The sequence below is a fragment of the Sporosarcina contaminans genome (assembly GCF_042679045.1).
Lineage (GTDB): Bacteria > Bacillota > Bacilli > Bacillales_A > Planococcaceae > Sporosarcina > Sporosarcina contaminans.
The window spans coordinates 1-9,610 of the sequence record NZ_JBHTLT010000007.1; the positions used below are offsets into that span (position 1 = coordinate 1).

General features: G+C 41.3%; 10 protein-coding genes and 1 pseudogene. All 11 read left to right on the plus strand.

The window, feature by feature from the left end; translation table 11 throughout:
* Positions 1 to 2,112: pseudogene (locus tag ACFQ38_RS01185) on the plus strand (hypothetical protein); the annotation flags it as partial.
* Entirely contained in the window at positions 2,109 to 2,924 is an 816-nt protein-coding gene (locus tag ACFQ38_RS01190) for a phage tail family protein (protein WP_381479577.1), read from the plus strand. The pseudogene ACFQ38_RS01185 and the gene ACFQ38_RS01190, both read left to right, overlap by 4 nt.
* Positions 2,925 to 2,936: 12 nt before the next feature.
* Complete coding sequence (locus ACFQ38_RS01195; protein ID WP_381479578.1) at positions 2,937 to 5,381, plus strand: hypothetical protein; 2,445 nt, start codon at positions 2,937 to 2,939, stop codon at positions 5,379 to 5,381.
* Complete coding sequence (locus tag ACFQ38_RS01200; RefSeq protein WP_381479579.1) at positions 5,381 to 5,539, plus strand: hypothetical protein; 159 nt, start codon at positions 5,381 to 5,383, stop codon at positions 5,537 to 5,539. The genes ACFQ38_RS01195 and ACFQ38_RS01200 overlap by 1 nt, the downstream gene beginning before the upstream one ends.
* Positions 5,536 to 5,682: a hypothetical protein gene (locus ACFQ38_RS01205; protein ID WP_381479580.1), complete on the plus strand. Its 147-nt coding sequence runs from the start codon at positions 5,536 to 5,538 to the stop codon at positions 5,680 to 5,682. The genes ACFQ38_RS01200 and ACFQ38_RS01205 overlap by 4 nt, the downstream gene beginning before the upstream one ends.
* Before the next feature lie 13 nt (positions 5,683 to 5,695).
* Complete coding sequence (locus ACFQ38_RS01210; protein ID WP_381479581.1) at positions 5,696 to 7,795, plus strand: phage tail protein; 2,100 nt, start codon at positions 5,696 to 5,698, stop codon at positions 7,793 to 7,795.
* Positions 7,796 to 7,862: 67 nt separating this feature from the next.
* A complete protein-coding gene (locus ACFQ38_RS01215) occupies positions 7,863 to 8,021 on the plus strand; it encodes a hypothetical protein (protein WP_381479582.1) in 159 nt (52 codons plus the stop codon).
* A gap of 49 nt (positions 8,022 to 8,070) precedes the next feature.
* Positions 8,071 to 8,226 carry a hypothetical protein gene (locus tag ACFQ38_RS01220; protein ID WP_381479583.1) on the plus strand — a complete coding sequence of 52 codons (156 nt, stop codon included), beginning with the start codon at positions 8,071 to 8,073 and terminating at the stop codon, positions 8,224 to 8,226.
* Positions 8,227 to 8,323: 97 nt separating this feature from the next.
* On the plus strand, positions 8,324 to 8,701 hold the full coding sequence (locus ACFQ38_RS01225) for a hypothetical protein (protein ID WP_381479584.1): 378 nt from the start codon (positions 8,324 to 8,326) through the stop codon (positions 8,699 to 8,701).
* An 11-nt stretch (positions 8,702 to 8,712) separates the two neighbouring features.
* Complete coding sequence (locus ACFQ38_RS01230) at positions 8,713 to 8,961, plus strand: phage holin (RefSeq protein ID WP_381479585.1); 249 nt, start codon at positions 8,713 to 8,715, stop codon at positions 8,959 to 8,961.
* Positions 8,961 to 9,610: peptidoglycan recognition protein family protein (locus tag ACFQ38_RS01235; RefSeq protein ID WP_381479586.1), on the plus strand; the 650-nt coding region annotated here is incomplete at its 3' end. The genes ACFQ38_RS01230 and ACFQ38_RS01235, both read left to right, overlap by 1 nt.

Genomic DNA, 9,610 nt, shown 5'->3' on the forward strand with positions numbered 1-9,610 from the left:
AAATTTGGTAGCGAACAGCTCGAAACGTTTAAGAAGTTTTGGGATGAAAACGGCAAGGCAATAATGGATTTAGTTAAAAAATATTTCAACCTTGTACTCTCTGACATTAAGATGGTAATGGGATTAATCCAAGGCGTATTCCAAACGGTCTGGCCTATCATCTCGGGGGTTGTAAAGACTGTGTGGGCGGTCATTAAATCGATTGTTAGTACATCGATCAATACAGTTCTCGGTGTTATCCAAACCGTCCTTAAACTCCTGCAAGGCGATTGGTCGGGTGCATGGGAAACCATTAAAACAACGGCTTCCACAATCATGGATAATATTATCAAATACTTTAAGGATATTGATTTACTACAAGTTGGTAAAGACATCATCCAAGGTTTAATAGATGGTATCGGGTCCATGGCGAATGCAGTAGTTGAGAAAGTAAAAACCCTTGCAGATAGTATCCCTAATTGGATTAAGAAAGTACTCGGAATCCATTCACCATCTCGAGTGACTAAAAAACTCGGTGAAGAAACTGGAACAGGTTTAGCAATCGGTATTACAAACACTCAAAAGCAAGTTACAAAAGCGACAGATGGCGTTGCGAAGGCAGTAGATACTGGATTCACCAAAACAATGCAACGCATTACAAAACAAGCTGAACAAGCAGCATCCGGTACAAAAAAATCTACTGATCGTATTAAAAAATCCTTTAAGGAAGCGTTTGACGCAGTCAAACATGAATATGAATCCGGCAATTTCACAGCTACTCAATATGTAAAAGCGCTTGAATCAGTAGGCAGTCGCTACGCTAAAACAGCAGATGCACAACGCAAGATTTCTGCAGAAATGCTTAAGATGGAAAAAGAAGCAGCCAAAGAGCGTGAAGAAATCGACAAGAAGACATTCGAGAAAACAAAGTCATTCATCGAAGCGAGACGACAAGCAAATGAAATCTCCCTCACTCAAGAATTGGCAGCGTGGGAACGTGTGCATGATCGATACAAACAAGGTTCGGATGAACGGATTGAAGCGGAGAAAAACATTCAACGGGTGCGCCAAGAAATCTACGATCAATTACTCCAAGCAAATGACGAGTTTTTGAAAAAGACACAGGAAATAAATAAGAATGTGGAAGACGAAGAAAAGCGTCTTAACGAGGTGTATGAAAAGGCCGTGGAAGAACGAACACGGTCTATTCGTGATTTCGCAGGATTATTTGATGAAGTGGTATTCAAGGCGGAGAAGACCGGTGACGATCTGATCAATAATCTTAAAGGACAAGTTAGCTACATTGATCAGTGGTCGTATTCCATCGAACAGTTAGCCAAGCGAGGAATTGATGATGGTCTACTCGAAGAACTACGTGCTATGGGTCCGAAGGCTATGCCTGAACTTATGGCGCTCAATTCTCTTACAGATAGTAAGTTAAAAGAGTATGAATCACTGTGGAAGAAGAAGACGGAACAGGCCCGATCAATCGCTCTCAAAGAAATGTCCGGTTTGAAAACGGACACTGAAAAGCAGATTTCCGAACTTCATAAGAACGCTGAAAAGCAATTAGAAGCTGTACGGAAAGAATTTGATAGCAAAGTCAAATCTATTCGTTTTGGAGCGGAGGATGAATTCAGTGCGATGAAGTCCACACTACCGGACATTGGGAAAGAAGCGATCCGTGGACTACAAAGTGGTCTTGAAAACATGCGTGGTCCACTGATGAAAACAGCACGGGGCATAGCTGATGAAGTTGCTTCCACAATTAGAAAGGCATTGCAAGTCAAATCTCCATCCCGTGTCACTACAGAAATCGGGGAATTTGTTGGCGAAGGTTTAATGGTCGGTATGGAAAACATGCTATCGGATATCAAGCGCGTAGCATCACGTATGGGTGAGTTTGCAGTGCCTACGATGCCTGATGTGGCGATGGGTGCGGTGAGCGGTGGAGGATTTACTTCAAATCGAAACGTAAGTCAATCGCAGGAGAGCAATCAAACTTTCCTTATCCAACCTACGCCGATTTATTTAGATGGTCAGATAATCGGAGAAGCAGTCTTTGACGTGGTTGATGTGAAAATGGACAGTAAGCGAACATCACAGTTGCGGTACGGGGGGTGGAAAAAGTGAGCATATCAATCGAAACATTAGACGGGACAAAATATGACTTAAAACATTTTGGTATAATCCCCCTGACTTTCACCGTTGATTCTCCAATCCCTCGTCATTACAAAGAAGATGTGGAAGGCAGGGAGGGTCACATTGATCTTGGAACAACGTTTGAAGGTCGGACGATGCGTTGTACATTCATGCTCAAAGCGAAGGATAAATTCGACTATGTATTGTTGCGTAATGAAGTTTTCCGCTTATTTGATGCACGACAACATTTTTACATTATTGATAAATATGAGCCGCGAAAAAGATGGCTTGTGAAAACAGCAGAAATGTATACACCGGAAAAAGCAACGATTAGGGTAGGAAGATTGGAAATTCAATTTCAATCTCCTTCTCCTTACGCCGAATCTTACGGAACTACACTTGATCCATTTACTTTTACAGACGAAAAGTGGCAAGTCGGGCAAGGTGTTATTTCCGAGGACTTAGTTTACGCTCACAACACAACAACATTTCGTATATATAACGGATCCGATATCGAAATCGACCCAAGAGAAATTCCGCTGAAAATTAAATATCAAGGTGCGTCAAACAAATTGAAAATCAGAAACAATACTACCGGTGATGAATGGCAGTTCAACGGTACCTCAACGGTAAATGACACTATCATTCTCGATGGAATACGATCCCTAAAAAACGGATTGACCATATTCGGCCAAACTAACCGAAAACTAATAACGCTCGAAAAAGGATGGAACGACTTCACCTTGTCTGGTGCGAGTGGTTCTTTTTTGATTTCGTTTGATTTTAGATTTTACACAATATAAGGCGGTGATATAGTGAGTCGTTATAGGACAATTAACGTCAATTTAGATAGGCAGTATCGTAACGATCTAAATTGGAATTTTGAACAAATTGGTATCGATCTGACCAATATGGAAGCTGGACTAAACACAGTTGTAGAAGATTTAATTGGCGGCGGGTTTATCGAGAGTCTTGAAGCGGCGAGAGACAATGCCAATGCAGCGGCAACTCATGCAAGTAGTGAAGCCCAATACGCAACTACACAAGGGTCCTTTGCCAAGTCACAAGGCGATTATGCAAAAGCGCAAGGTGATTACGCAAAGCAGAAAGGTGACTATGCAGACGAAAAAGCGGTTGCGGCAGACGAAGCAGCAGGACGAGCTAACACTGAAGCGACCGGACTAGAAGCGTTGAAAATCGCAGTAATCGATGCAACGCAAGCGGCGAATACCCAAGCAGACAGAGCTGACGTAGCAGCTACTAGCGCTGAAGCTTCGGCTCAATATGCAAAAGAACAAGGCGACTATGCCAAACGGATGGCCGATGATATAGCAGATAAATCTGGTGTTACAAGTATCAACGGAAAGTCCGGGGCTGTCACATTAACTGCTGATGATGTAGGTGGTATTCCAACATCAGAAAAAGGTACAGCTGGCGGGGTCGCCATGTTGAATGAAGAAGGAAAAGTCGTGGATGCGCTCGGTAACGAAGTTGAGGGGAAAGTGACCTCCGTAAATGGTCTAACAGGCGATGTTGTAATAAGCACCGCTGATATTGGAGCAGCGACACCAGAAGAAGTCCAAAAGGATATTGGGACGGCGATTGCGCCACTTACGACGCAACTTGCTAATCACGAATCTCGGCTTAACCAGCTTGAAAATGATACAGGTAAAGTTGCTGCTAATGTTACAGGTTTATACCGAGAAACTGCATGGCTCAAACTAAAACAAGAAGCCAAGGACCGTATAGATGGTGGTGTAACATTTGCGGATGATTTCAGTGGGAATCGGTTTGGATTCTCGTTAAACGAATCAGAAAGTCAAAGCATCAAAATACGTGATGGAAAAATGGTGATGATTGAGGATTTAAAAACATCACATTCGGCGGTTGACGAAGTTGTTGTAAATCAAGCGTACAGCACAGCAGGTAACGGGGGCAGAAAAATTGTGCAACTGGATAACGGTTGGATTGTGGCAGTTTGTAGAAATTCACTTACCACAACACAAGGGTCTTTCTATTTCTTTCTAAACAAGTTAGATGGAGAAGGTTTTAAACCTCTTTGCTATATGCAAAATACCTCTTCCCCCATAGGGGACTCAATAGCTATTGCTTCTAAAGGAGAAATAGTTCATGTTGTATGTTCAAACAACAATGCAAGTGTAGTTAGTATTTCATTCAATGTTAAAACTGTTTTAAATACAAACTTATTTAAAGGTGGAGGGCTAAAAAGTATAGATATCGGTCAAACCGCAATAGGCAATGTTTCCTTAGCCATCGACCCATCGAACGGACAATTGCATGTAGCATGGGCTTCTAAAAACGCAACATTCCCGAATGTTTTTAATATCCGTTATTCAAAGAGTATGGATAGTGGATTTACGTGGAGTGAGGTTGAACAAATAACAACAAGCGCAAAGGACTATAGCTCTAACCCATCCATTGTAGTTATTAACAGAGAGCCAATTATCGTAGCAGAAAGATCGAATGGCATATTCATCTATAAGAAAACAGGACTGCCATATTTGCGTGATGAAATCGCAAGTTGGACGTACAATATTATTCTTTCTTCCGAAACCTACAAATATCAATCTCCATCTGCAGTCGTAGGTAAAGATGGCGCGATTCATGTGGCGTGGCATGGTTCTGACAGTTCTACAGCGTATTTCAATATTCATTATCGGAAATCTGAAGACGGAGGAATTAGTTGGTCAAGAGTGGAGAAACTAACCAATGAAACAACTACAAATACCATTAACCCATCTATATCTGTTAATAGTGAGAATAAGATTTTTATCGCATTTCTTAAAACAAGAAACAACTCTTCGTTCTTTATAAAACATGATGTAGCATGGTCTGAACCAATACTATTAGGTAAAGGGGAAGATCCGTCAACACTTGATAATAATTCACTGAATTTCGAGATACCACTTACAGTTCGAAAGGAAACAAATAGTGTCTTGTTTAATGGTGAGTGGACTGAAACTGTTGAAGAACCACGAACGACAGCGACAGCAGTTTATGATATTCCCTCCACAGACTATGTGGGTGCTTTTGTGCAGAAAGAGGGAGCAATCACAGTTTCAGCTTTCCTGAATAATATCCTGATGGATTCTGTACTAGATGACGATGAATACAAATTCGAAACAGCTGAGTTACTTCCTTCACCTGTTCCGGCAAAATTGCGGATTGAGTTATCGAGGCAAACGATTGACGGTGGAGAAAATGATGCAATCACACGAATTTTAGGAGGTCGAGCATGATGGGAAAGATTAAAATTCCAACTCCTGAAGAAAGACGTATCATGGAATTAGAGCGTGAAAATAAGCAGTTGAATCAAAAAATCAACACACAAGATGAAATAATCGGAGAGTTGCTATTTGAAATAATTCCACAGATAACGGAAGGAGGACAGCAATGATGGCAATGTACATGGCAATGAAAATAATGGATGGCAGTCAAGCTTACGAGTTTATTTTCAGTGTGTCAGTTTATAAGAAATATCAAGATGATGTTGATGCTATCTTAATTGCGGAAGGTAAACAAGATTTAATTAAACGGTAAAGAGGGTGATACTTTGATTGTCACACACATTGACGGTCGTAGCGAATTACTGACCGACTATAAATCATTACAACGCAAAAGGAAAGTGAATGGGGAATACTCACTTTCTTTTTTGTTGTTTAAAACTGATAGAAACGCACATTCATATCCTCTTGCTGTAGAAGAAAGTTTAATTGAATATGACGGCCAAGAATACCGAATCAAGAAGATGTCAGAAAAGACAATTGGCAAAACTCCTGTTAAGCAAATTCAAGCAGATCATATATTTTTTGATCTTGTGGATTGTTATCAATACGAAACCATATCAGGTGCAAAGCAATTGACGGTATGTCTTGCGTTTGCTTTAGAGGGCACGGGTTATAGGTTCGAAGTGGTTGATCCCTTTGCATCAGTCGAGTTTGAGAACTTCGGTAATGACAATGCTTTGTCTTTAATCCAAACATGCCTCAATCGATTTGGTGCAGAGGTTGAAATCAACGGTAAATATCTTCGCTTTTATCGACGGATTGGCAGGAAAACAGATATTCAGTATCGTTATAAGCACAATATTAAAACCATCGAAAAGCATGTGGACAGTTCAAATCTATCAACTTATATCAAGGGATTTGGAAAGCAGAATGAAGATGGCTCATATGTTGTCACTGCTGACTACCTATCACCTTTGCACACGTATTACGGTATTCGCCATGCGAAGCCTGTATATGATGAACGTTACACAACATATAGCGGATTGCTTGAACGCTTACAAAACGACTTGCAAGATACACCGGAAATTAGCATCACGTTAGAAGCGGTCGAACTGAAAAAGGCCGGCATTAATACGGAGCAACTTGAACTTGGTGATGATGTCTTCACGATTTACGAACCTCTTGATATAGACATTAATGCGCGGATTGTGGAAATCATCGAATTCCCGGAAGAGCCAGTATCTAACCAATTTACTATTGCTAATTTTAGGGGTAGTGTGGTCGATAGCATTGCGGATTTCCAACGGACAAAAGACCGAATCGATGGTATATTTGAAGGAAAGGAAAAACTACCGTTTAATGTGCTGGATGACGCAGTTCAACGTGCCACGCTTGCTTTGCAGTCTGCGCAGACAGAACTTGAATTTGAAAACGGCATCATAGCGAGAGATCCCAGTGACGCTAACAGACTTATGATAATAACATCGACAGGTATTGGAATAAGTACTGATGGTGGCAAAACGTTTAAAGAAGCAATCACAGCAGATGGCTTTGTTTTATCAGCTGGTGCAATCGGCCAATTATCGGCAAACAATATCACCATTGGGAACGGCACTAAATTCGAACCAGGGTATGATCCTAAAGAAATGAATGATATGTTGACGGTGTGGAAGTATCCTGGTACTACCCTTATTGATGGTGGCTCGATTTTCACTAATTCAATTGATGTAAATAGCATAAAAGTTGGTACATTATTGGGGTTTAAAATCCAGACCAAAACTGGTTCCGATCAAATAACAATCGAAAATAGATCGATTGATATTATCGATGCTGACAACATTATTAGATTATCCACAAAGGGTGCTCTTTTTGATGGCCCGTCGATTGATTTTGATTTATACGAAAGAGGAAATCAAGCGAGCATTGGTTATCAAAACAGTGGATTAACTATGTTTTCAGGCGGAATCATCCGAATACATGCAATAGATTTTTTGAGTCTAGGATCATCCAATTCGACTGTAGACTTAGACAGCAACACGCGAGTTCGAGGTGACTTTAATGTAATTGGTGCTAAAAACGCATCGGTACCAACTTCGATAGGTATGGTCAATGTTTCAGCCTATGAGACTGCGGAATACTACTTCGGGGATATTGGACGCGGTGAAGTCGTCAACGGTGAATGCATAATCGATATTGAGTCCTTATTTGCGGAAACAGTCAACACGGAGATTCAATACGAAGTCTTCCTTACTCCTTACGGTCCTGGTCAAATTTACGTAGATCCGGAAAGCATGACGGCTGATAGCTTTATCGTCAAAGGCGACGACATCCCATTTGCTTACGAAATCAAAGCTAAGCGGCGAGGTTATGAAGACGTGCGTCTGGAAGCCACCTATGAAAGCGAGGTCGAGTCTGTTGCGTATTAAAATGCTGCGGAAGAATGATACCGGCGAGGTTGAGGAATTCTTTGTTCATAGCTGGGAGGGGAAGCAGTTGCTTGATACCCAGCGGAAGAAGTACCGACAGCTGGAATATGGGATTTCGGCAGAAGTAAATCGAAAGCAAGCACTTCGGCAGCGGCAGAAGTTGGCGCGGGAGTTGCGGGTGATTAAGAAAGAATTGGCAGGCATGCGGAATGAGATTGTGTGGTAGAAGGATTATCCCTTCACCTTGTCGAAAGATGTAGATGGAGGGGATAACTATGAATCCATTAATCGAAAAACACAATGACATTTTACAAGAAATCGAGGATAGACTAAAGTTTCTCGAAAAAGAATATCAGAATTACGAGGAACAATCGGCTATCATCGAAGAAATTCTGCAGAAGGTGAAGCAACTATATTTACTTAACAAATGAGAACGTCCACACGGGGGCGTTCTTTTTATTTATCCATATTTAGAGAAAAGGGGTCGTGAGGTGAATCATGCCAGATAAGGATAAGGAGGCGTTTAGCGTGTATGACAAAGTACGTCAACACGATGATGCCATTAACGATCATACCGAAAGGATATTAAATCTTGAAGAAGCCGATAAGCGACATGAAGCACGGTTAAAATTGTTAGAGGATAACGCTATACGCTTGGAAAATACCGTCATGTCAGAAGCGAGGGAAACGCGATCAACAATGGAGCGCAACACAGATAGGCTTTATGATATTGTGGAAAACGCAATGACTATTTCAGCTACACAAGAAACACAGCGACACGAGCTGAAACTGACAAAATGGGATAAAGTTACAACTATTTTACTTAAAGCCGGGGGTGGCTTAGTAGGGTTAGCAAGTGCCGGCGGAGCAATTTATTATATGATAGATCATTTTCTTAATAAATAGGAGGAATCATAATGGATGACAAATTAAAACAATATATCGGATTTATCGGGGGTGCTCTTGGGGGCATCCTTTTATTTTTGCAGTCGATGGGCATTGAGTTGGCACATTTTAATGACGATACAATTCAAGCATTTACGGAAATGCTATTGTCGTTTGTTCCGCTCGCTCTGGTAGTATATGGCGTGTGGAAGAATCAATATATCTTTACTGACAGGGCTAAGAAGCAGGAACAGGAATTGAAGCATAAGGGGCTGAAATAATGGCATACGCAATCATCAATAATTACATTGATCGGTCGCTATATCCTTTGAAATCACCTTACGAAATGAAGCCCGAATATATAACCATCCACAATACCTATAATGATGCTACAGCATTAAACGAGATCGCCTACATGCACCGTAATAAGACTGCTACATCTTATCATGTCGCTATAGATGATAAGCATGCTGTACAAGCGATACCGTTTAACCGTAATGCTTGGCATGCAGGGGATGGACAAGGACCTGGCAATCGGAAGTCTATCGGAATTGAAATTTGTTATTCGAAGTCGGGCGGTCCGAAATATGCTGCAGCCGAAGCAAATGCAATCGAATATATAGCACATGTACTTAAACAGTACGGCTGGGGCATTGATCGGGTAAAGTGGCATCGTGATTGGAGTGGAAAGAAATGTCCACATCGGATTATTGATGAAGGACGGTTACAAGAAGTCAAAAATAGGATTGCCGCAAAGCTTGCTCAATTAAATGGCGTGGCTTCCACACAGGGCGAAAAGGAGGTAGACGAAATGGCTCAAACATTACCCAAGACGCAACAAGACGACATGAGAGCGCTTTTAAAGCGCGCGTACACTGATAAGGTGTTTAGTGTCGATCACTCAACCAAAGTCGATAAGATGACACGTGG